Annotated in this window: 20 protein-coding genes and 1 pseudogene; 11 read left to right on the forward strand and 10 right to left on the reverse strand. The window is 45.8% G+C overall.

The genetic code is table 11. The annotated features are described in order from the left end of the window. The first annotated feature begins 62 nt into the window (after positions 1-62). On the forward strand, positions 63-737 hold the full coding sequence (locus QLH32_RS09790) for a CatB-related O-acetyltransferase (protein WP_283266080.1): 675 nt from the start codon (positions 63-65) through the stop codon (positions 735-737). Between the two features lie 102 nt (positions 738-839). On the opposite strand, the gene QLH32_RS09795 is transcribed toward QLH32_RS09790, so the two are convergent. From QLH32_RS09795 to QLH32_RS09805, 3 genes are all read right to left on the reverse strand, one after another. After that, the gene (locus QLH32_RS09795; protein ID WP_267981608.1) at positions 840-1,484 is read right to left on the reverse strand and encodes a trimeric intracellular cation channel family protein; all 645 of its coding nucleotides are present in this window, start codon (positions 1,482-1,484) and stop codon (positions 840-842) included. Between the two features lie 52 nt (positions 1,485-1,536). Then, the gene (locus QLH32_RS09800; RefSeq protein WP_283266081.1) at positions 1,537-2,007 is read right to left on the reverse strand and encodes a YchJ family protein; all 471 of its coding nucleotides are present in this window, start codon (positions 2,005-2,007) and stop codon (positions 1,537-1,539) included. Positions 2,008-2,088: 81 nt separating this feature from the next. Continuing rightward, a complete protein-coding gene (locus QLH32_RS09805) occupies positions 2,089-3,672 on the reverse strand; it encodes a TerC family protein (protein WP_283266082.1) in 1,584 nt (527 codons plus the stop codon). A gap of 325 nt (positions 3,673-3,997) precedes the next feature. On the opposite strand from QLH32_RS09805, the gene QLH32_RS09810 reads away from it, so the two are divergent. Further along, the gene (locus tag QLH32_RS09810; protein ID WP_283266083.1) at positions 3,998-4,618 is read left to right on the forward strand and encodes an LOG family protein; all 621 of its coding nucleotides are present in this window, start codon (positions 3,998-4,000) and stop codon (positions 4,616-4,618) included. Positions 4,619-4,659: 41 nt separating this feature from the next. Here the strand turns inward: QLH32_RS09810 and QLH32_RS09815 are convergent, their stop codons facing one another. Continuing rightward, entirely contained in the window at positions 4,660-6,684 is a 2,025-nt protein-coding gene (locus tag QLH32_RS09815; RefSeq protein WP_283266084.1) for a choice-of-anchor I family protein, read from the reverse strand. 163 nt (positions 6,685-6,847) lie between these two features. On the opposite strand from QLH32_RS09815, the gene mdtD reads away from it, so the two are divergent. The 8 genes from mdtD to QLH32_RS09855 all read left to right on the forward strand — a co-directional run bounded on the left by mdtD (position 6,848) and on the right by QLH32_RS09855 (position 14,722). Next, a complete protein-coding gene (gene mdtD, locus QLH32_RS09820) occupies positions 6,848-8,236 on the forward strand; it encodes a multidrug transporter subunit MdtD (protein ID WP_283266085.1) in 1,389 nt (462 codons plus the stop codon). Between the two features lie 28 nt (positions 8,237-8,264). Next, entirely contained in the window at positions 8,265-9,026 is a 762-nt protein-coding gene (locus tag QLH32_RS09825; RefSeq protein WP_283266086.1) for a glycoside hydrolase family 25 protein, read from the forward strand. Further along, positions 9,016-10,083, forward strand: a complete 1,068-nt coding sequence (dinB, locus tag QLH32_RS09830; protein WP_283266087.1) for a DNA polymerase IV — start codon at positions 9,016-9,018, stop codon at positions 10,081-10,083. The genes QLH32_RS09825 and dinB overlap by 11 nt, the downstream gene beginning before the upstream one ends. A gap of 299 nt (positions 10,084-10,382) precedes the next feature. Beyond that, positions 10,383-11,099, forward strand: coding sequence for a two-component system response regulator CreB (gene creB, locus QLH32_RS09835; protein ID WP_283269314.1), 717 nt, complete (start codon positions 10,383-10,385; stop codon positions 11,097-11,099). Positions 11,100-11,113: 14 nt separating this feature from the next. Further along, on the forward strand, positions 11,114-12,580 hold the full coding sequence (creC, locus tag QLH32_RS09840) for a two-component system sensor histidine kinase CreC (protein ID WP_283266088.1): 1,467 nt from the start codon (positions 11,114-11,116) through the stop codon (positions 12,578-12,580). A 75-nt stretch (positions 12,581-12,655) separates the two neighbouring features. Further along, positions 12,656-14,035 carry a cell envelope integrity protein CreD gene (gene creD, locus QLH32_RS09845; RefSeq protein WP_283266089.1) on the forward strand — a complete coding sequence of 460 codons (1,380 nt, stop codon included), beginning with the start codon at positions 12,656-12,658 and terminating at the stop codon, positions 14,033-14,035. Positions 14,036-14,096: 61 nt separating this feature from the next. Then, positions 14,097-14,291: a hypothetical protein gene (locus QLH32_RS09850; RefSeq protein ID WP_283266090.1), complete on the forward strand. Its 195-nt coding sequence runs from the start codon at positions 14,097-14,099 to the stop codon at positions 14,289-14,291. Between the two features lie 74 nt (positions 14,292-14,365). After that, positions 14,366-14,722: a RidA family protein gene (locus tag QLH32_RS09855; protein WP_283266091.1), complete on the forward strand. Its 357-nt coding sequence runs from the start codon at positions 14,366-14,368 to the stop codon at positions 14,720-14,722. Here the strand turns inward: QLH32_RS09855 and QLH32_RS09860 are convergent. From QLH32_RS09860 to QLH32_RS09880, 5 genes and pseudogenes are all read right to left on the reverse strand, one after another. After that, complete coding sequence (locus tag QLH32_RS09860; protein WP_283266092.1) at positions 14,719-15,255, reverse strand: DUF2726 domain-containing protein; 537 nt, start codon at positions 15,253-15,255, stop codon at positions 14,719-14,721. The genes QLH32_RS09855 and QLH32_RS09860 overlap by 4 nt on opposite strands. Before the next feature lie 323 nt (positions 15,256-15,578). Next, positions 15,579-17,951: a YgiQ family radical SAM protein gene (locus QLH32_RS09865; protein ID WP_283266093.1), complete on the reverse strand. Its 2,373-nt coding sequence runs from the start codon at positions 17,949-17,951 to the stop codon at positions 15,579-15,581. 169 nt (positions 17,952-18,120) lie between these two features. Further along, positions 18,121-18,627, reverse strand: a complete 507-nt coding sequence (locus QLH32_RS09870; protein WP_283266094.1) for a hypothetical protein — start codon at positions 18,625-18,627, stop codon at positions 18,121-18,123. A gap of 123 nt (positions 18,628-18,750) precedes the next feature. Further along, entirely contained in the window at positions 18,751-19,944 is a 1,194-nt protein-coding gene (locus QLH32_RS09875) for an MFS transporter (RefSeq protein ID WP_283266095.1), read from the reverse strand. A 13-nt stretch (positions 19,945-19,957) separates the two neighbouring features. Further along, positions 19,958-20,110, reverse strand: a pseudogene (locus QLH32_RS09880) (MerR family transcriptional regulator); the annotation flags it as partial. Between the two features lie 317 nt (positions 20,111-20,427). Here QLH32_RS09880 and QLH32_RS09885 point away from each other — a divergent pair. Next, entirely contained in the window at positions 20,428-20,994 is a 567-nt protein-coding gene (locus QLH32_RS09885) for a lytic transglycosylase domain-containing protein (protein WP_283266096.1), read from the forward strand. A 56-nt stretch (positions 20,995-21,050) separates the two neighbouring features. Here QLH32_RS09885 and cysK read toward each other — a convergent pair whose 3' ends face one another. Then, entirely contained in the window at positions 21,051-22,052 is a 1,002-nt protein-coding gene (gene cysK, locus QLH32_RS09890; protein WP_283266097.1) for a cysteine synthase A, read from the reverse strand. Positions 22,053-22,068 lie beyond the last annotated feature (16 nt).

Below are 22,068 nucleotides of genomic sequence, written 5' to 3' on the forward strand. Positions count from 1 at the left end.
TTTGCCGTATAAGTAAATCGCTTTTTGTTTATACATTAAGCCAACGATAAGAAAGACCAAAGATGAATGCAATAATGAACAACATGCCTGTCATGGTAAAAACAGCTTCAATCCGTTTTGAAGAACAATGCCATTTCTCAAGATCAGCCAAGGTGATGGGACATATTCAGGTAGGTGCTTTTACTTATTTTGGTGACAACTGCATCATTGGTGACATGGAAATTGGAAGATTTTGTTCAGTCGCACCAAATGTGATTATTGGTTTGGGTGAACATGAGTATGAATATGTATCTACTCATCCATTTTTTTATGCATCGAACCATGTTTTCAAGAATATTCCAGCGGGAATTGGAAAGCCCAGGGACTTATCCCTCTCCAAGCACCAGCGCCCCATTATTGGTAATGATGTCTGGATTGGTGCAAATGTGGTAATTTGTCGTGGTGTCCACATTGGCGATGGCGCTGTTATTGCCGCTGGTGCTGTAGTTACCAAGGATATTGAGCCTTATACAATTTACGGCGGCGTACCCGCCAAGAAAATTCGTATGCGATTCGAGCCTCATCTTGTCTCTGAGCTTAAACATATTAAATGGTGGAACTATGCTCTAGATTCTTTTGTCGGCCTAGATCCATCAGATCTTACAGACTTCATCACAAATATTAAAAAACTTGGTCCAGATCATCTCATTGCTTATCCTCGCTATTTCATTAAAGATAACCTGCTTACCATGTTATAAGTTGTAAAATGAGAGCTTATTTCCACGGTTCTCATTCTTTTCATCTAAGAAATTATAAGAATGTCTTTGCCTTTCTTGCAGACAAGTTCCCTATAATTCAAATCAATGCTCATCCGTTGAAGATGCAGACTCAGCATCATCTTCCTTATAAATAAATTTTGGCATTTCCAGACCAAAATAAATTGCGATTACACGCAAGGTAAAACCAAAAACCAATGTAAAAATTACGGTAAGATCATGTGGTAGCCCAATTTCCAGGCAAACCCAATAACAAATCACCGCAACAAAGGAAATACTGGCATACAGCTCACGACGGAATACCAACGGTACATCATTACACAGGATATCGCGCAAAATACCCCCCGATACCCCTGTTAACACCCCAGCCACGGCGGAAACCACAAAACCATGTCCCATCGACAAGGCAATTTGACAGCCAATGATGGTGAAACCAATTAATCCCATAGCATCAAGCAATAAGAACACACTGCGTAAATGCTTCATCCATTTGGCAATAATGATGGTGACAAATGCCGCGCAGCAGGTCAAAACCAGATATTCAGGATGCTTGACCCAAGTTAGAGGATAATGTCCCAGCAACACATCACGCACGGAGCCACCACCCAGTGCAGTGACACAGGCAATCAGCACCACACCGAACCAGTCCATACTCCGTCGCCCTGCCGACAGTGCACCTGTCATGGCTTCCGCAGTGATGGCAATTATATAAATCACGGTGAGCAACATCTGCCTACATCCTTAAATCAGGCATAAAAGTGTGCGCTATTTTAAGTCAAACTTAGATGAATTGCGCACAGCATTGCTTAAATTTTTTCCCCGAGCCACAGATACAGGGTTGTTTCATGATGATCTGCATATCCAGCGTTGGATCAAGAAAATACCAGTGTTGCTGATGCAACACAAAATGTGAAACCTCATGATGAACTTCTTGCTGTTTTCCATCATGGTAATAGGCCTTGAATTCTACCAAGGCATGGCTTTTATCAAGCTTGGGCTGGTGTTGTACCACTTCCAGTTTCAGCCACTGATTCGCCTTGCTCCAATCCGCAATTGCGGCGCGGTCTAAAAAAGCCTGCTGTCCCAACGCCGTGGTTTCCAGAATGTAGTCAATCTGCTGCAAGGCAAAGGCGCTATAGCGTGAACGCATCAACTGTTCAGCAGTTTGGGCCGTTTTCTGTTTCAAATGCAGGGGCTGGCAGCACGCTACATATTGCCCCTGTCCACATGGACAGTTTTCCAAGGAGGTCATTTTCAACCCTCAAATAAAAATAGCCCTGAGAAAATCTTGTACAACAAGATCAAACTCAAAGGCTATTGAGATGGAAACTAATTACTTCTCTGCCTGTTTCTCTTCCGCGATAATGCGCACTTTCTCAATCTTGTGCCCATCCATGGTCACCACTTCAAAGCGGTAGCCATCTGCTTCAACCGTCTCACCATTTTCAGGTAAACGGCCCAAATGGAACAGGAGATAACCAGACAGGGTTGAGTATTCCTCACTTTCATCCACCAGATCTTTACCCAGCAGCAATGAAACATGGCGAATATCGGTTGAACCCTCCAATATCATGGAACCATCTTCAAGACTTTCCGCCGCTGCCTCAAGTTCGTCCTCATCAGGGAATTCACCTGCAATCGCCTCCAGTACGTCAATTGGTGTGGCAATGCCCTCAATCGAACCATATTCATTCAGTACGATTGCCATTTGTAACGGTGCCTGACGCAGTTGCTCCATCACCATCAACACCTGAGCATTTTCATGCACAATCACAGGTTCACGCAGATGTTTACTGAAATCAATCGTTCCTGTTTCAATGTATTCATTGAGAATTTTATGGGTCAGTACCACGCCCTCAATATTATCCAGCTCACCCCGTGCAATGATCAGGCGTGAATGGGTCATTGCCATCAAGCGTTCTTTCAATTCAGCTGGGTCAGCCTCAAGGTCCAGCCATTCCAGTTCAGGACGTGGTGTCATTACCGATTTTACAGGACGCTCAGACAGACCCAATACGCCCTGCACCAGTACGCTGTGGTAAACGCCATTGTCCTCATCAAACACTTCCTTGGCGTAGGCCTGTGTCGCCAACACATCTTCAGACTCGTTGTTCTGCCCTTCACCACCATTGCCCTTACTGCCAAGCATACGCAAAACAGCCGATGCGGTGCGGTAGCGTAAATCCGTGGTGGTGACCAGTTTCTCCTGATTGCGGCGCATGGTTTGGTTGACCATTTCGACCAGCACAGAGAAACCAATCGCCGCATAGAGGTAGCCTTTCGGAATATGGAAACCGAAGCCCTCCACCACCAGTGAGAAACCAATCATCATCAGGAAACCAAGACACAGGATCACCACGGTTGGATGCTTATTGACGAAATCCATCAACGGGCGTGACGCCAGCAGCATGATACCAATTGCAATGGTCACCGCGATCATCATGATGGAAAGCTCTTTCACCATCCCCACGGCGGTAATCACGCTGTCAAGTGAGAATACGGCATCCAGCACCACGATCTGCACCACCACCATCCAGAACGCGGCATGGACAGGGTTTTCCTCTTTTAATGCCTGCTTGCCCTCAATCCGTTCATGCAACTCCATGGTTCCCTTAAACAACAGGAACACACCACCGAACAACAGGATGAGGTCTCGACCTGAGAAAGCATGGCCAAATATATGGAATAGTGGTTCGGTTAGGGTCACCACCCATGCAATGGATGCAAGCAGCACCAGACGCATCAGCAATGCGAGCACCAATCCCACCCTACGGGCGGCGTTACGTTGGTGCGGTGGTAGTTTCTCTGCCAAAATGGCAATAAAGACCAGGTTATCAATACCCAGTACAATTTCAAGTACAACCAATGTCGCCAGACCAACCCATGCAGAGGGGTCGGACATCCATTCCAGAATCATTGAGCTGACTCCTCTGCAAAATTGGCAGTGTTATGATGAAATTTAAAATCTAAAAGGTCGGCACAGGTAGCCAAAACATTTTTTATAGGAAAAAAGAACAAAGCGGAGCGACAACAACCACTACTCATAGAGGTACATAGATTAATAAAAGGATTTTCAGTATAGGCAAGATTGCGGTGAAATTCATCATTTTTATGGGGATGATCTTGGTAATTTTTTTCTAAAGTTTACAGAGAAGCCTGTACGGAAAGTGTGCATCAAACTGTCATAAAAGTCATTTAACCTAGACAACGACAGTGAAAATGATAAGGTAAAAATAAACTGAATGAATAGTATTGTAAAAATGACTGACAACAACGAAACATCTCCCATCAAAACCACCCAATCCCTGATTGCCTTATATTGCGGTTCCCGTGCAGGCAACAAACCCATTTACCGTGACACAGCCATTGAACTGGCCCAGCATATTGCCATGCAGGGTTTCGGAATCGTCTATGGCGGGGCCAGCATTGGGCTGATGGGTCAGGTTGCCGACACCGTGCTCGAGCATGGCGGTGAAGTGGTTGGGGTGATTCCCGAATTTATGCTGGACTATGAAATTGCACACAGCCAGTTGACCGAACTGCATATCGTCAAAAGCATGCATGAACGCAAGGCCTTGATGGCGGAACGTGCCAGCGCCTTTATCGCCCTGCCAGGCGGATTGGGAACGTTTGAGGAGATTCTGGAAATCGCCACCTGGGGACAGCTCAACCAGCACCAGAAACCGATGATTATCTATAACGTCAACCGTTTTTATGATGCGCTGATTGCCCAGCTTGACCATGCCGTTGATGAGGGCTTTTTACCGCCCCAGCATCGTGCCAAACTGATTATTTGTGAAAGTCCTGAGCAGATTTCCAATGTCATCAAAAATCTGAATAGTCCTGAACATATCAGGGTTTAAAAAGAACATAAAAAAGCGGATCTGGTGATCCGCTTTATTTTTTACTGTGTATTGACCTGATGGATCGCGGTTGAACCACTGACTTCATTACCAACGATCAACATTGGTTTGCCATTTGGTGAATCCTTGGCGGCAATAAAGATCAATCCCTCTGGGCCTAGATCACCATGTGCAGACAAGTTCTTTGATGGATCTGCTTCATCCCAGATTTCACGGGTATTTAAATAATCCTGAAAAATCGGTTGTTTTGGCTGGGTCACATCAAAGACCATCACCCCACCCATACGCTCAAGGCCTAAGAACAGGAATTGGTTATTGCCAATTTTACCAATGGTCAGACCTTCTGGTTCTGGGCCTTTGTTACTGCTGCGTCCACCCAGTGTATTGCCTTTTTCATGGTTGCTGTTAAACCAGTTTTTACATGGAATGTTACGCGCCTTACCTAACTTACACTGATCACTATTCAGGTATTGTTCAATAAAGTCGCCTGAATCATAAGCTATCTTGACCTGATTCTGCGTGTCCCAAATCGAGAATGAACGGCCACCCAATACATATAACGCGTCATACATCAAATAGTCAGTGAGTGGATTACCATTGACCCCGATTTTATCGCCTGCTTTGGAGTAGTAAACAGGTTTACCATTTTCAGTTTGATAACCTTGTGTCCATGTCACTTTTAAACGACCTAACTGGTTATCATCACGGCAGTTGCCTGCATCACCTTTGCTTGCACCACAATAGCTAAACACAGTTGGATTCAGGTGTGCACCTGCAGCGAGATCACGTAAATGTGCAGGTAGATCATCGGCACAACGGCGGTCAAAACCATCTTTATGCACCAAGTGCTTCACACGCCATTCTTCAACAAAGCCTTTGCTGTTGTCGTTATCACAACGTTTTAATTTATTTTTCTCTAAATCTTTTGGCTTAGTCAGACCAAAATATTCTACGGTCGTCTCGCCCCATGCACGCGAATCGCCTTCATTGGCAGAAATCAAATAGGTTTTATTATCCGCTGCGGTATATGCAGCAATACTATCTGGCTGATACATCCCTTTCAGGCCCGACCATGCCTTGATCAGAATATCCTGTACGGTTTTCTTGCCATCAAAATCGCTCACATCCAATGCATTACTTGAATTTTTGCTGCTATCCAGCATGGATTTAAATGAGCTATCCGTTAAACCATGATCTTTCAGTCCCAATGCCTCAATTGAAGTCACGGTTGCTGTGGCAATATCAATCACCGCAATCGCATTATTTTCCTGTAGGCTTGCCCAGGCGGTTTTGCCATCACTGGAAACCGCAATATATTCAGGCTCTAAATCTTGGGCAACGCTGGCGTTCGGCCCATAAATACGCACACCCTTGGCAAGCAATGCTTCTTTTTGATTATTAAATGCCTTGAAATCTGCTGTTTTCACGGTTGGCTTATGAATGTCACTGACATTAATCACACTGATTGAACCCTCAGGGTCAATTTTGTAATCATCCGACGGCTCACCCTCATTGGCAACCAATACCGTTTGACCATCTGGACTAAAGGTCAACATATCAGGCAATGCCCCCACAGGCACATAGCTTAGACGGCTTAAATCACTTGCCTGATAAAAAGCGACAAAACCTGTATCGGTTTTCTTGCCTGCTTCAATGGCAATCGCAATAATCCCCTGACGAATACTGACACTATTCACGGTTGCACCCGCAGCAATATCTGTTACAGTCAGCGATTTCAGCAACACAGGCTGGGCTGGATTGGATAAATCAAGTACGTCCAATGCACCTGCTTTGGCATTGACAATAAACGCGCGTTTCGTTGCAGGATCATAGGCTGGAATTTCCGCGGCACTGACACCAAACGCACCCGCTTCATAACGTCCCAACAAGCTGAGTTGAATATGCTCTGGCGTTGCTTCAACCTCTGGCTTAGGTTCAGGCTTCGGCTCAACCACTTCTGGTTTTGGCTGCACCTCTTCTTTCGGCAAAATGTCCTGATCATCTTCACAGCCAACCATCCCCACTGACAGCAGTGCCGTCAATAAAACTGAAATCTTAAATTTCATCATCAACTTCCATACATTTGTTTTGTACGGCTAAGCTAATGCCTTGAGATTCAAGTTGGATGACAATTTCATGTCAATTCCATGACGGCTCCTTGACAATTTAAGCCTTTATTTTCATCAGGGTTGCCTTAAACTAAGCTAAAACCTTTATTCATGATATTGCATGTCCACAACCACCCATCAAGCCGTACAGCCTGAATTTCGATTGCTGGTGCTACTGGTTTCCATTGGCTTCTTTATGCAGGCACTGGACACCACCATTGTCAACACTGCAATTCCAGGCATGGCGGCCCAGCTCAATGAAAATCCCTTGCAGATGCATGGAGTAATCGTGGCCTACGTGCTGTCTGTGGCGGCCTGCATTCCATTGAGTGGCTGGCTAGCCGACCGCTTTGGGATTCGCAATGTCTACCTTGCCTCAATGGTGATTTTTAGCCTTGCCTCACTGGGCTGTGGGTTATCGCAAAACCTGAATCAACTGCTGTTTTTTCGGGTGATTCAGGGTATTGGTGGCGCATTGCTGATGCCCGTGGGACGTTTGGCATTGCTGAAAATCATTCCGCGCTCGCAGTTCCTTTCCGCCATGAGTTTAATGAGCCTTGCAGGCCTGATTGGCCCGTTGATGGGACCGACGCTGGGCGGCTGGCTGGTTGAGGTGGCGACATGGCACTGGATTTTCCTGATCAACCTGCCGATGGGCGTACTTGGCATGATCATGACCCTGAAAGTCATGCCCAACCAAACCGAACCGACGGTAAAACCCTTTGATTTAAGTGGTTTCATCCTGTTGATGATCGCGATGGTCGGGCTGTCGTTGGGTATTGAAAATATTGCGGCACCCCAATATTCCCGCCTTGTCAGCATTAGCCTGCTGGTGATGGGAACCATTGCCACCATTGGCTATGCCTATCATGCGCATAGCCATCAAAATGCGCTGTTTCATGGTCGCCTGTTTCGCTACAAAATTTTTTCGATTGGGGTTTTGGGCAACTTCTTTGCGCGTCTGGGCAGTAACGCCATTCCCTTTATTTTACCGCTGATGCTACAAGTGGCTTTTGGTTTTGAACCGTTCTTCACAGGTTTAATGATGATTCCACTGGTCTTAGGCTCATTATTTTCCAAGCCAATTATCCGCCCACTGATCCAGCGTGTTGGCTACCGCCGTTTTCTACTGACCAATACCGTTCTGGTTGGATTATGTATCGCCAGTTTCGCCCTAATGACAGCAACCACCCCTCTATGGCTTAAAGTGCTCCATCTGTTTATCTTTGGTACACTCAATTCGCTGCAATTTGTCGGGATGAACACCCTGACCCTGAAAGACCTGCCGCAACAGGATGCCAGCAGTGGCAACAGTTTCCTTTCCATGATCATGATGCTGTCAATGAGTATCGGAGTGGCGTTGGCAGGAACCTTGATTAATGTGTTTGGTCAGCATTTCTCAACCGCTTCCCTCACCACTGCGTTCCATGCCACATTAATAACACTGGGTTGTATCAACCTGATCACTGCATTGGTGTTTTGGCAAATTCCAAAAGAAATGGCAGACTAGACCGCATGCAAAGAATATAACTGACGACATGGCAAAGAAACCTGCGAAACATCCACTCTCCCGATATTATCCAACCTATGCCAGTGTTGGCTTGGCTGTCATGCTTGGTGTGATGAGCTATTTCGGCCTGTTCCATCAGCAAAAAGCGTCTGCGCAGGACTACGCCATTCGTGGCTTTGATGTTTCACACCATCAGGGTGAGATTAACTGGAAAAAGATCTCTCCAGTGCAGTACCAGTTTGTCTATCTAAAAGCCACTGAGGGTGGCGACTTTAAGGACCGAAACTTTCAGGAAAACTGGCTTAAGGCACGCGAACAGGGCCTGCATGTCGGTGCCTACCACTTCTATCGTTTGTGTCGGGATGGCAAGGTGCAGGCGGAAAACTTTATCACCACCGTACCCAACAAAGCGGATGCCCTGCCACCCGTGATTGACCTTGAATATGACAGCAACTGCATCAACACCTTTACCAAGGAGCAGTTACTCAGGGAAATTCAGGTCATGCACGACCAGCTACAGCAGCATTATAGCAAGCAGCCCATTTTCTATATTTCCAAGAGCTTTTACCATATTGTGCTGATGGGCAGCTTCGTTAATACGCCGCTCTGGGTACGTGATTATCAGGAACAGCCCAAACTGAAAGATGGACGGCAATGGCTGTTTTGGCAACATACCCAGAATGGCAAAATTGATGGCATTGATAAACCTGTCGATTTAAATGTTTATGCCGACTCTGCCAAACAGTGGCGAATATTTTTAAAACAACAAGGCATTCAGGATGGCAAATGAGCTACGCAAGATCATCCATATCGACATGGATGCTTTCTATGCCTCAGTTGAGTTAAAGGAACGTCCCGAGCTCAAGGATTTGCCTGTGGTGGTGGCCTTTCATCATACCCGTGGTGTGGTTGCCGCCGCCTCCTACCCTGCCCGTGTCTTTGGCCTGCGTTCCGCCATGTCGATGGGGCAGGCACGAAAACTTTGTCCACAGGTGATTGTGCTTGAACCGAACTTTGAGAAATACCGAGAGGTGTCTGCGCAAATCCACCAGATTTTTCAGCAATATACCCCACTGATTGAACCGCTGTCACTGGATGAGGCCTATCTGGATGTGACCGAGAACCTAAAAAACATCCCCAGCGCCACCGAGGTTGCAACACAGATCCGTGCCGATATTCTGGCAGCCACTGGACTGACCGCTTCTGCAGGCGTTGCCCCGAATAAGTTTCTGGCAAAAATCGCATCCGACTGGAACAAGCCCAATGGCCTGTTTGTGATCAAGCCCTCACAGGTACTCAGCTTTATTGAGGATTTGCCTGTCAGCAAAATTCATGGTGTTGGCAAGGTGACCCAGCACAAGCTACATCAACTCAATCTGCATACTTTGGGCCAACTGCAACAAATTGAGGAAAAGGTACTGATTCACCATTTTGGCAAATATGGCAAACAGCTCTATCTATATGCTCAAGGCATTGACCAACGCCCTGTCAAGGCTGAACGGGAACGGCAGCAAATTTCCAAGGAGATTACCTTTGATGATGATTACACCCTTGATCAATGCAGCCATACATGGCAACCATTGACAGAACAGGTCTGGCGTAGCCTCAATAAGAAGCAGTTGGTGGCCCGTGGTGTCAATGTCAAGTTGAAGTTAAAGAATTTTCAGGTTTTACAGCACAGTAAAAGCTTTAAACAGCCCCTGCAATCGCAGCAGGACCTGTGGCAGGTGGTGTTGCAGTTGCTGAATGAAATGCATATTGAACCCAGTTTACAGTTTCGGCTGGTTGGTGTGGGCGTGTATCAATTACAGCAAGCCCAGCAGGAACCCCAGCTTTGCTTATGGTAATGGCGTTTTTTTACTCAAAAGCATGGTTTCTGTTTAAATTTATGTTTGCTTTTTATGCGCTTTTCAGTACTCTAGGCAGCGCAGTCACATTATCCATGTGATTTGCTGATGCTACAGAAATCCTCACTTTTAGCATCTGCTCCTGTGGTTGGCGTGACGATCAAATCCGAATATTACAGGGCGCTTCTGGTGTCCTTTCTCAATTTCCCCGCCCATAAAATTTTCAGGATTGCACTTTTCTCCCTGCCGTGTTCGGCTAAACTGTATCCATACAATTAGAATATCTTGAATGATCAATCATCATGAATCAAAAACAAATTCTATGCGTGGAAGATGAATCCGCCATTGTTTTACCCTTGCGCTACGCACTTGAACGTGAGGGCTGGCAGGTCAGTTGGGCCAATACGGGGACTCAGGCACTACAACTGCTTTCACAGCAGGGTTTTGATTTTATTATTCTGGATGTGGGCCTACCTGATATCAATGGTTTTGAGGTATGCAAGCAACTGCGCCAGAAGTATCAGACCCCTTTACTCTTTTTAACGGCACGTGATGATGAGATTGACCGTGTGGTCGGTCTGGAAATTGGCGCGGATGACTATTGCAGCAAGCCCTTTAGCGCGCGTGAAATTGTGGCGAGGATTAAAGCCATCTGGCGCAGGATGGAAGCCCAAACTGCGATAGCTACTCCAATCCCATCATCACCACGAACAGAATCCCTACTTCAGTCCTCAGTATGGTCATGCTTTCCGCAGTCGCTGCAAATCCAGTATCACGGACAAATCCTACAGCTCACCCGTTATGAATATCGCCTGTTATTTTTGCTGATTCAGCATCCTGAACAGGTGTTTAGCCGTCAGCAATTGATGGATCATATCTGGGAGCATCCCGAACATAGTCTGGAACGGACAGTTGATACCCATATCAAGGGTTTAAGGCAAAAACTAAAACAGGTTAGACCTGATGATGAGCCTATTCGAACCCATCGGGGCTTTGGCTATAGTTTAAAAAAATAATAATGGAATAAGCAATGTCCATCTTTATCCGTATCTGGTTTTTCTTTAGTCTGGTGGTTATCCTCAGTCTAGGCTTTATCGCCTATACCCTGACCCAGCAGGTCAAACCCAATGTACGGCAAGTGGTTGAAGACACACTGGCTGAAAACGCTAACATCATTGCACAACTGGTTGCGGAGGATGTCACCCAGCATCAGGTCAATACTCCCGAGTTCGACCAGAAAATACAGGCGGCGCTGTCACGCCAACTGAATGCCACCATCTGGCAGCATAAAAAGAATCAAATCAACCAGCAGCTTTATATTACCGACCAAAACGGGATTGTGATTTACGATTCTGAACACCAAGCCGTTGGACAGGACTATTCCAAATGGAATGATGTCTATCTCACCCTGCGTGGCAAATACGGCGCACGTTCCACAGCCATCTATCCCTATGACCGAAATAGCAGCGTCATGTATATTGCCGCACCGATTATCCATCAACAGCAACTCATCGGTGTGGTGAGTATTGGCAAACCAAACCAGTCGGTACAACCTTATATTGAGCGTGCAGAACAGCAACTGGTTTATCAGGCGTTGTGGATTGCGGCGCTCAGTTTATTACTGGCAAGTATTGTCGCCTACTGGCTGAGACATAGCATTGATAAGGTACGGCGTTATGCCCAGGCACTTGCACCCGTCAACCAGGCTCCCTTTTTCTACTCCGCCAAAGAGTTGAATCAGGTGACCCAGGCATTAAGCGATATGCGAGAAAAACTGGAAGACCGTGCCTATGTTGAAAACTATGTCAACACACTCACCCATGAACTTAAAAGTCCATTGACCGCAATTCAAGCCAGTGCTGAACTGTTGCAGGATGATCTGCCACTGACTGACCAGCAGCAGTTTGCCACCCATATCGTACAGCAAAGCCAGCGCCTGCAATCCCTGATTGAGCGGATGCTGTTGCTGACCCGTCTGGAAAAAAACCAGCATGTTCTAGAATTCCAGACCCTTGACCTGAATGCCCTGATTCAACAATGTGTTCAACAGCAACATAGCGCCCTACAACTCAAGCAGGTTCAACTACAGCTTGATCTGCCTCAACAATGCGGCGTATATGCCGATGTCTTTTGGCTCAGACAGGCACTCAACAACCTGCTGGATAATGCGCGAGACTTCTGCCCAGCACAGGGAATCATTGCACTGCAACTTAAGGCAAACCCTGCCCAGCATCATCTGCACATTCTATTGTTTAATGAAGGCGAGGCGATTCCCGAATATGCTTTGGGCCGTGTTTTTGAAACCTACTTTTCCCTGCCCCGACCCCACAATCAGCAACGTAGCACAGGCATTGGACTCAGTATCGTTCAGCAGATTGTTCAGCAGCACCACGGACAGATTCATATCCAGAATATTGCCGAGAACACGCTGGATTTCCTGAAAAATCATGCATCTGGTGTACTGGTCAGCATCACACTTCACACAAACTTCACTTAAGCTTCAAGCCCAGCTCATCCTAAGCGCATATCAGTTCTAGATACTTGTCCTATTACAATGACAATGGACTCCACGATGCGCCGTAACTTTATTCACCTTAAGATTGGAGCGATTCTGTTCCTGATCCTGATTTTTTATCTCGGACTGCTGTTTATTTCAGGTTTGGTGAACGAACGACAACGTTACCAGCAGCAGGTCATTAAAGACATTGCCAATGAGCAAATCCGTCCACAACAAGTGATTGCCCCTTACTTAAAACTGCCTTATCAGGTTCACACCACCTGTACCAATGAAAATAAAGAAACCTATCAATGTAATGAAATACGGTTTATCACCATAGGCGCAGAAAATTCCGACTGGACAGCAGCGTTTAAGGTGTCGGATAGCACGTATAAGCGCACGATTTATAAGGCAATCAGCTACCAGAACCACATGACAGCACAGGGCATATTTAAAAGCCTTTCCAATGAGCCACAACGCAGCTATCTTTGGGATCAGGCTGAAATTATTTTTCCGATTCAGGATGCACGCGGACTGAATGCCAAACCCAACTTTAACATTGATGGCAAGGCCTATAAATTTGACTTTGCTGAACAGAGCCAAAGCCAGCGTGGCTTTGATGTGATGCATATCACCACCAAGCAATATCCTGAACTGATCCAGAAATTACAGCAAGGCTTTAAATTCAACCTACAGTTTGAGCTTGAGGGACTGAGTGAATTTACCTTTATTCCCACCAGTTATGAAATGACCTATCAGGCCAAGGGCAATTGGGGCGATGCCAAATATGACGGTCAAAGCCTGCCTTTTAAAAAATCCAGCCAGCAACAGCAGTTTCAGGCAGACTGGAAAAATATCGCGCTGGGCAAACGTAATCTTGACCAGCTTTCCATGTGTGAAAACAGTGAATGTTTTTATCAGCAATTCAATTCCCAGCCTGATGCATCGGCTGCCTACCCAAATGCAGCCACCAAGTCGGGCCTTTCAATTCAGTTTCTCGATCAGGTCAATATTTATACCCAAACAGATCGTGCCATCAAATACGGCATCATGGTGATTATCATTACCTTTGGCTGCTTCTTTCTATTTGAAGTGTTAAAGAACCTGAAAATCCACCCTGTCCAGTATGCGCTGGTCGCGATGGCACAAGGGGTATTCTTTGTATTGCTGTTATCTATCAGTGAATATTACAGCTTTAGTCTGGCATACCTGATTGCCGCAATTGCCTGTGTGGGCCTGATCACCTGGTATTTATATTTCGTGGTCAAGGACCTCAAAGCTGCAATCCTATTTGGTATTTTGCTGAGTGTGCTCTACGGCATGATGTACCTGCTGCTGCAATCCAGTGGAAAAACATTCCTTTTCGGTTCCATCCTGTCCTTTGTACTAATCGCCTGTGTCATGTTCGTCACACGCCATGTCAACTGGTATCAATCTGAACAACAAACGGTCTAAAGCGGTTGGGACGGAGTCATGACTTCGTTCCATCCTTTATTTTGCAAATAAGGAAAATACCATGTACCACACCAGCTTGATGATGCTTGACCAGCTCTGCCCATTACACAGTTCAATCGCCTCCTGCCTAAACCAACTGAGAGAGGCAAAAATTCAATTCCTGAATCTTGGCAATATGATCATTTGCCCACAGCAACACTCCATTTTATTTTTCCAGCAACGCAGGCTGGTTCGCATGGAAAGCTTTGCTGGCTGATTTATACAAAATTACACTGTGGCTAGAGGGCATGCAGTACAATCAGCCTATGTTTTTTTAATTAGGTCACCATTATGTCTGTGCAACGACTTCATGTCACCTCACGTTATTGCGAAGTTGCAATTTCAGGAAACCAGGTTCATCTGGCTGGACAACTGGCAGATGACACCAGCGTGGATATTCACGCACAGACCCAGCAGACCTTAGACAACATTGACCGTTTACTGGCTGAGGCAGGCACAGACAAAACCCATATTTTATCTGTGTTTATTTTCCTGAAAGACATTGAAAAAGATTATGCGGCCATGAATGCCGTTTGGGATGCCTGGATTGCTGAGGGGCATCCCCCAGCACGTACCTGTGTGGAATCCAAGCTCTATGCGCCTGATGTTCTGGTGGAAATGACCGTCACGGCAGTGCGTCCAGACTAGGACGATTTCACCGCCAGAACATTGTATTTTATCGCGCGCTCCGCCGCCTGTGGCATGGTCACTGGTGTAGCACTTCTTGGTGTAGCAGGCGCGAACAGGTCAGGAATCAGGTCTTCCCTTAATTCCTGTTCAGTTGGAATCGCGCTGTAACGCAATACACGGTATCCAGCCAGTTCCAGCAGACTGTCCTGATAATGTTTTTGTTGCAGGCGATTGACATAGGATTCGTCTGCAATCTCAATGATGGCAAGCACCTGATGCTGCTGGTCCAGCACCACAAAATCGGCCACCAGCCCCTGATACTTACGGCGGGTATGGGCAAACTTTGTGGTGAGCAGGGCATCAAAAGACACATGCGCCAATACGGTATGCCGTGGCAAAACCGCCTGTAAACGCATCAGGGTAATCTGTTCAGAAATATTCAGGATACCACGTCGTTTCAGTGGGCTGTCCTGACGCCGATTTTGCTGCAAACTTCGAACTGCAAATACTGTAATAAACAGTAGTCCAACTATTGTTATGAAATAATACATTTCCAACCAATCCCTTTAGATTTTTTATAATCATTTTGGCTTTGATGCCAATTTTTTTAGTCAATACTTTTTTAATCAACAGCGAGCGATAGCAAAGTCATTTTAGCAGTACAAACTTAAATTTTTTAATCGTGTTTGAACAGCCGACCAAAGTCGTAAAAGCGTCCTGCACCTTTATTTATAATCATCCTGCGGGGAATATTCAAGTCGATATTGTCAGTATATGTTTCTATAAATTGTAGTTTTACCAATAATCTGTGACTACCCCCTCATTTGTGTATCTAAAGGAAAGCATGAGGGGTTCATGCTTTCCCAAACTCAACTTAACGATGGGCCTTGGACTTCGGTTTTGGCTTTGCCGAGAAAGGACGTTTCTCACCTGTTTCACGCGGTGGCAAGCCCGTATGTTGGGTCAGAATATGCCCTTTTTGTGGACGTTTCTGGCCTGATTGTGGCTGTCCTGTACGTTTTGCGGAATCTCCCGCCACAGTGGAGTTCTTCTTGCGAGCAGACTTATATTCCCCCTCAGCGGTTCCCTGTGGCTGGTAGGTTGGAATCAGGTGCTGCTTGGAATTCCCAATCAAATCCGAACGCCCCATTTCCTTTAAGGCTTCACGCAATAGAGGCCAGTTGTTTGGATCATGGTAACGCAGAAACGCCTTATGCAAACGGCGACGTTTCTCGCCTTTGACGATGTCCACATTTTCAGTGTAACGCGCCACCTTGGACAGTGGGTTTTTACCTGAATAATACATGGTAGTGGCGGTGGCCATCGGCGATGGATAGAACGTCTGTACCTGATCGGCACGGAAACCATTCTTCTTCAACCAGACCGCCAGATTCATCATGTCATAGTCGGTTGTGCCTGGATGTGCGGCAATAAAGTATGGAATCAAATATTGTTCCTTACCCGCTTCCTTACTAAAACGCTCAAACATTTGCTTAAAACGGTCATAGGTACCAATTCCAGGTTTCATCATCTTGGAGAGTGGCCCCTGTTCGGTATGCTCAGGCGCAATCTTCAGGTAACCACCGACATGGTGCTGAACCAGTTCCTTGACATATTCAGGATTGAGTACAGCCAAATCATAACGTAAACCTGAACCAATCAGGATCTTCTTCACACCCTTGATTTCACGCGCCTTACGGTAAAGCTGAACCAGTGGTGCGTGATCAGTGTGCAGGTTCTGGCATACGCCTGGGTAGACACAGGATGGCTTACGACAGTTCTTCTCAATTTCAGGATCATTGCAGTGCAGACGGTACATATTGGCGGTTGGGCCACCCAAGTCTGAAATGATGCCTGTGAAATTCGGTGCGGTATCACGAATCTTTTCAATTTCACGTAAAATTGAGTCTTCCGAACGGTTCTGGATAATCCGTCCCTCATGCTCCGTAATCGAACAGAATGTACAGCCACCAAAACAGCCACGCATGATATTGACAGAGAACTTGATCATGTCAAATGCAGGGAAACGTGCATCCCCATACGCAGGGTGTGGTAAACGTGCATACGGCAAGTCAAACACGTAATCCATTTCCTCTGTGGTCAGTGGAATAGGCGGTGGATTAATCCAGACATCACGTTCACCGTGGCGCTGAACAAGGGCACGTGCATTGCCTGGATTGGTTTCAAGATGCAAAATACGGTTGGCATGGGCATACAGCACATGATCATTTGCCACCTCTTCAAATGATGGCAAACGAATCACCGCCAGTTCACGTGGTGGCAGTTTATGCTTAATCGCCTTGGATGGTGCAGCTCTCAGTTGCACAATCTGGGTATCAGGGTCTAACTGATCACCCTCACGTACAATTGGATTTGCCACAATTTCTTTCTGGAAATTTTGATATTGGGCTAAAGAGTTGCCTTTTTCTTTCTCAACCTCACAGCCATCAATATCTTCTGTCATCACATACGGATTGATGATGGGATCGACACGTCCAATGGTATCGACATCATTACTGGCAATTTCAACGAATTTTGCCTTAGAGGCTTTATTGTGCTTATTAATAATAAATGCAGTGCCACGAACATCAGTAATGTCATGCACCTTTTCACCTTTGGCCAAGCGGTGCATCACCTCGATAATGGCACGCTCACCATTACCATACATCAACAGGTCAGCCTTTGAATCCATCAGAATGGAACGGCGAACCTTGTCTGACCAATAATCATAGTGTGCGATACGGCGTAGACTGCCCTCAATCCCCCCCAGCAATACAGGCACATCTGGAAATGCCTCACGGCAACGCTGGCAATACACGGTTGCCGCACGGTCAGGGCGTTTATTGGCTTCATTGTTTGGAGAATAGGCATCATCCGAGCGGATTTTACGATCTGCCGTATAACGGTTGATCATTGAATCCATGTTCCCAGCCGTTACCCCCCACGCAATGGTGGGCTTGCCCAGCACACGGAAACTCTCGACATTGGTCCAGTCTGGCTGCGCAATAATCCCAACACGGAAGCCTTGTGCCTCAAGCACACGCCCTATCACACCCGATACAAAGGAAGGATGGTCAATATAGGCATCACCACAGACTAAAATAAAGTCACAAGCATCCCAGCCGAGCAGGTCCATTTCTTCTCGTGACATCGGCAAAAATGGTGCGGGTTCAAAACACGACGCCCAATATTTGTCGTAATCAAACAGCGCTTTGGGCGCGGTCTGCATGGTGTAGGCAGTAGACATAGCTTGCGAATCTCGGCTAGCAGATGGAGGAGAGACATCTAAAGATGAAAGCCGATCATTTTAACATGAATTTGATTCATTTTTATAGATTAAAAAATAAACAAATCATATTTCCCCACTTCTCTGATCAGAATTATGGGGAAATATAGAGATAAGGGATTGATAAACCTTATTCTTCGTTTAGGAAACCTTCCTTGATTTCCACTGGCAAGCCCTGATGCCACCATGCATAAATGGATGCCTTGATTTCCTCATCCTGTTCAGGGTCATTGAATGGCTCATCATCTTCACGAACTAATTCATCACCATTAAATTTAAACCAGAATTCCCAGGGATCATCGTCACCACAGCCCCAAGCCTGTACAACAATTTCTGGTAATAGGCCTTTCAGGAAAATTAAAATATTCTCAATATTTTCATCACCGTTTGAGCCATGGGTAAAATCGAGCACTGCAAAGCCTGCAACATAATCAAGCGTCTCTGGCGCAAGGTCATGTTCAATCGAATCAATCAAATCAAGCAGTTCTTGAGTAATCTCACCTGCCTGCGAATTAATCAATAAAGCTACCTGACTAAATTTCTCCTCATCTCCCTGGTGTGTGGTAAATAACGCTTCTAATTGCCCCATGATTGTTGAGTCAGGATGCTTATAATAAACACGACTATGTAATTCCATCTGCTTTCCCCATATTTATTTTGTATTGTCATGCTGAATATCGCACGTGCTTAAGTTACCGAAATTCAATGGTTTTTAGCAAGTGCCCTGCGACTGTAACTGTCGTTTAAGTTGAGAAAATAATTATTTTGCATCATGGAGATAAAATGTCAGAAACAGTCCCACTGCCAATACCAACACCACACTGAGATTGATCCCGACCCAGCCAAAGTTTTCCCAGATCAAGCCACCACTACTTCCCAACAAACTGGAACCGATGTAATAGCAGAATAAATACAGCGATGCAGCCACCGCCCGATATTGAATTGCCTGCACAGATACCCAACTGCTGGCGGTGGAATGCGCTGCAAAAAAAGCAAAGGCAAAAATAATCAACCCCAGCAAAATTGCCCAAAGTGCTGGAATCAGGGTAATCAGCAGTCCAGCCATCATCATCAATAACATGAGGGGTAAGACTTTGTCCCGCCCATACTTAAAGCTCCACTGCGCTGCTTTTGATGAACTGTAAATTCCTGCCAAATAGGCAATCGAGATTAAGCCAATCCAGCTTTGTGATAACTGAAATGGTGCTTCCAGCAGGTGATAACTAATATAGTTAAATACTGTAACCAGACATCCCATCAAGATAAAACCCTCGGCAAACAGGATGCGTAATTTACGATCTTTTAAGTTTTGTTCAAACGCCGCCTTAAAACGGGAAAATCGAAAAGGATAGGGTTGAAAATGCTGGGACTTGGGTAAGAGTAAATAGAACAGACAGGCAATGATAAGATTGATAAAACCAATAATATAAGTTGCTGATTGCCATGAGATAAAATCAACCAACACCCCTGCAATCAAACGTCCGCCCATCCCTCCAATCGCTGTGCCTGAGATATACAGCCCCATCGCAAAGCCAATATCTTTCTGTGAAATCTCCTCTCCGATATAAGTCATGGCAACTGCGGCAACACCACTCACTGCCAAGCCTATAAAAATACGAGTTGTTAAGAAAATTTCCCAGATTGGAAAAGACGCACTGACCAGCAACAAAACCGAAACCAGGAACAAGGCAAACACCATAATCGGTTTGCGCCCGAAACGATCAGAAATAAAGCCTGTAAACAGCAGGCCAATGGCCAGGGCAATGGTGGAAAAGGATAATGGAAAACTACTATTTGTCGGGGTGACCCGAAAGAACTTTGCAAAAATCGGCATCATCGGCTGCACACAGTACAGGGATGAGAACGAGGCAAACCCTGCAAAGAACAATGACCATAAAATCGCGGTAAATGATTTTGAACCATATTCAATATGGGTTTTGACAATATCCGACATAAATCAGCTTTTTCTACAGGTCTGGTTTGATTTTAGTTCCTTTTAGACTCCCTGTAATGGCCGCCTTTAAAAAACCCTGAAAAGTTGGGCATTGCATATGGTTTTCTGCGGGACATACTGCCGCATGCCTCAACCCCTCACTGATAAAATGTAGCCATCTGGCCATGACCCTATATTTTGTAGGTTAAAACGTACACAGGTTGCGGTGATTGGCGAATAGCTGATAGCAGGTTTATCCCTTAATATACAAATCATAGAGAGACAGGAAGTCTCATTCAGAACAACAAGAAGCACAGGACGTGGTCGTTGACAGGAGTTGGCGGCAAGAAACCAAATATGAGAAAGCCTCGACAGGATGTCGGGGCTTTTTTATTGGCTTGATGATTAATTCGCATACACATAGAACGATAAAACAATCGCTATTGACTCACTCAATTTGGCTTAATACCATGACTGATCATTTTATTTTTCTGGTTGTTTGCTTTGCAAATCCTAACAACTCAACAATACATTTTTGAAAAACCCATCTTGCTGCTTTTAAGAATCGGTCTGGTTCTGACCGCTATCACCCTGTCTGCATGCAGCAGTCTAAGCGGATCATTTGCCAATCGTTCCAATCAACTCTCATCAGGATTACAAACCGCTTATTCTGTTTCACCTAGTACCGCCAATCGCGTATCGCCCATCATCATTCAAAGCTCAGAGCGTTACGATGTTTCGCCACTTTTAATTGCGGCGATTATTCGACAGGAATCCAACTACAATAGCGCCGCACGCTCACCGACGGGCGCGGTGGGACTGACCCAAATCATTCCAAGCCACTGGCGTCAGGCCTGTCCTGGCAATCTTTATGATGAAAGTGTCAATATTAATTGTGGCACGCAAGTGCTTGCGACCTACTATAAATCCGCAGGAAGCTGGTCAAAAGCTGTTGCCTATTACAATGTCGGACCAACAGGTTATCAACGCAGTTTCTGGACACGACACAAAGGCAAGAAATATGCAAGATCGGTGAAGCGACATGAAAAGGCTTTAAAGAAAGCACTTTAAATTGGACAATAAAAAACCATGTGCTAAAAACATGGTTTTTTATATTCAACGACTGATTAAGCCTCGTCAAACAAGCCCTCAAACAACACTGAAGATAGATAACGCTCACCACTGTCAGGTAAAATCACCACAATGGTTTTCCCCGCATTTTCTGGACGTTCAGCAATCTGGGCCGCCGCCGCTAATGCCGCACCACTTGAAATCCCCACCAGAATGCCTTCCTGAGTGGCACACTTTCTTGCCCATTCAATCGCATCGGCACTGTTCACTGGCAGAACTTCATCAACCAGGTCCAAATCCAGATTTTTAGGGATAAAGTTGGCACCAATCCCCTGAATTTTATGCGGTGCAGGTGTAATACTCTCACCATTTTTAGTTTGGGTAATGATTGGAGACTCAGCTGGTTCAACTGCCACTGAATACAATGGCTTATTCTGCACTTGCTCAAAATAACGTGAAATCCCTGTAATGGTGCCGCCAGTTCCCACACCCGCCACTAGAATATCAACATTACCACCTGTCGCATTCCAGATTTCAGGACCTGTAGTATCTGTATGAATCTGTGGATTGGCTGGATTTTCAAACTGTTGTGGTAAGAAATATTGTTCAGGGTTTTCAGTGGCTAAGCGTACCGCCTCATCCACCGCACCTTTCATGCCTTTGGCTGGTTCAGTCAGTACAAGGTTCGCACCCAGGGCTTTCAGCACCTTACGACGTTCCAGGCTCATACTTGCAGGCATGGTCAGGGTAATGGGATAACCTTTTGCCGCCGCCACAAACGCCAGTGCAATCCCTGTGTTGCCACTGGTCGGTTCAACAATATGCATGCCCGCCTTGAGTACACCACGCTGTTCAGCATCAGCAATCATGGCCGCACCAATACGGCATTTCACTGAAAATGCAGGGTTGCGGCTCTCAACCTTGGCTAAAACCGTTGCCCCTGTTTGAATAATACGGTTGATACGAATGAGTGGGGTATTCCCAATCGCTTCCGCATTATTTGCATATACCGCAATACCAAGATTGGCAGGTGTTGGAAATTGTTGGTCGGTTGTCATGAATGATCCTTTATAT

The sequence above is a fragment of the Acinetobacter corruptisaponis genome (genome assembly GCF_030053775.1).
In the GTDB taxonomy this organism is placed as follows: Bacteria; Pseudomonadota; Gammaproteobacteria; order Pseudomonadales; family Moraxellaceae; genus Acinetobacter; species Acinetobacter corruptisaponis.

What these genes read in the sequence shown, in the direction of transcription:
- QLH32_RS09790 (WP_283266080.1), top strand. Translation starts at nt 63, where the DNA reads ATGAATGCAATAATGAACAACATGCCTGTCATGGTAAAAACAGCTTCA.
- QLH32_RS09795 (WP_267981608.1), bottom strand. Translation starts at nt 1,484, where the DNA reads ATGTTGCTCACCGTGATTTATATAATTGCCATCACTGCGGAAGCCATG.
- QLH32_RS09800 (WP_283266081.1), bottom strand. Translation starts at nt 2,007, where the DNA reads ATGACCTCCTTGGAAAACTGTCCATGTGGACAGGGGCAATATGTAGCG.
- QLH32_RS09805 (WP_283266082.1), bottom strand. Translation starts at nt 3,672, where the DNA reads ATGATTCTGGAATGGATGTCCGACCCCTCTGCATGGGTTGGTCTGGCG.
- QLH32_RS09810 (WP_283266083.1), top strand. Translation starts at nt 3,998, where the DNA reads ATGAATAGTATTGTAAAAATGACTGACAACAACGAAACATCTCCCATC.
- QLH32_RS09815 (WP_283266084.1), bottom strand. Translation starts at nt 6,684, where the DNA reads ATGAAATTTAAGATTTCAGTTTTATTGACGGCACTGCTGTCAGTGGGG.
- mdtD (WP_283266085.1), top strand. Translation starts at nt 6,848, where the DNA reads ATGTCCACAACCACCCATCAAGCCGTACAGCCTGAATTTCGATTGCTG.
- QLH32_RS09825 (WP_283266086.1), top strand. Translation starts at nt 8,265, where the DNA reads ATGGCAAAGAAACCTGCGAAACATCCACTCTCCCGATATTATCCAACC.
- dinB (WP_283266087.1), top strand. Translation starts at nt 9,016, where the DNA reads ATGGCAAATGAGCTACGCAAGATCATCCATATCGACATGGATGCTTTC.
- creC (WP_283266088.1), top strand. Translation starts at nt 11,114, where the DNA reads ATGTCCATCTTTATCCGTATCTGGTTTTTCTTTAGTCTGGTGGTTATC.
- creD (WP_283266089.1), top strand. Translation starts at nt 12,656, where the DNA reads ATGCGCCGTAACTTTATTCACCTTAAGATTGGAGCGATTCTGTTCCTG.
- QLH32_RS09850 (WP_283266090.1), top strand. Translation starts at nt 14,097, where the DNA reads ATGTACCACACCAGCTTGATGATGCTTGACCAGCTCTGCCCATTACAC.
- QLH32_RS09855 (WP_283266091.1), top strand. Translation starts at nt 14,366, where the DNA reads ATGTCTGTGCAACGACTTCATGTCACCTCACGTTATTGCGAAGTTGCA.
- QLH32_RS09860 (WP_283266092.1), bottom strand. Translation starts at nt 15,255, where the DNA reads ATGTATTATTTCATAACAATAGTTGGACTACTGTTTATTACAGTATTT.
- QLH32_RS09865 (WP_283266093.1), bottom strand. Translation starts at nt 17,951, where the DNA reads ATGTCTACTGCCTACACCATGCAGACCGCGCCCAAAGCGCTGTTTGAT.
- QLH32_RS09870 (WP_283266094.1), bottom strand. Translation starts at nt 18,627, where the DNA reads ATGGAATTACATAGTCGTGTTTATTATAAGCATCCTGACTCAACAATC.
- QLH32_RS09875 (WP_283266095.1), bottom strand. Translation starts at nt 19,944, where the DNA reads ATGTCGGATATTGTCAAAACCCATATTGAATATGGTTCAAAATCATTT.
- cysK (WP_283266097.1), bottom strand. Translation starts at nt 22,052, where the DNA reads ATGACAACCGACCAACAATTTCCAACACCTGCCAATCTTGGTATTGCG.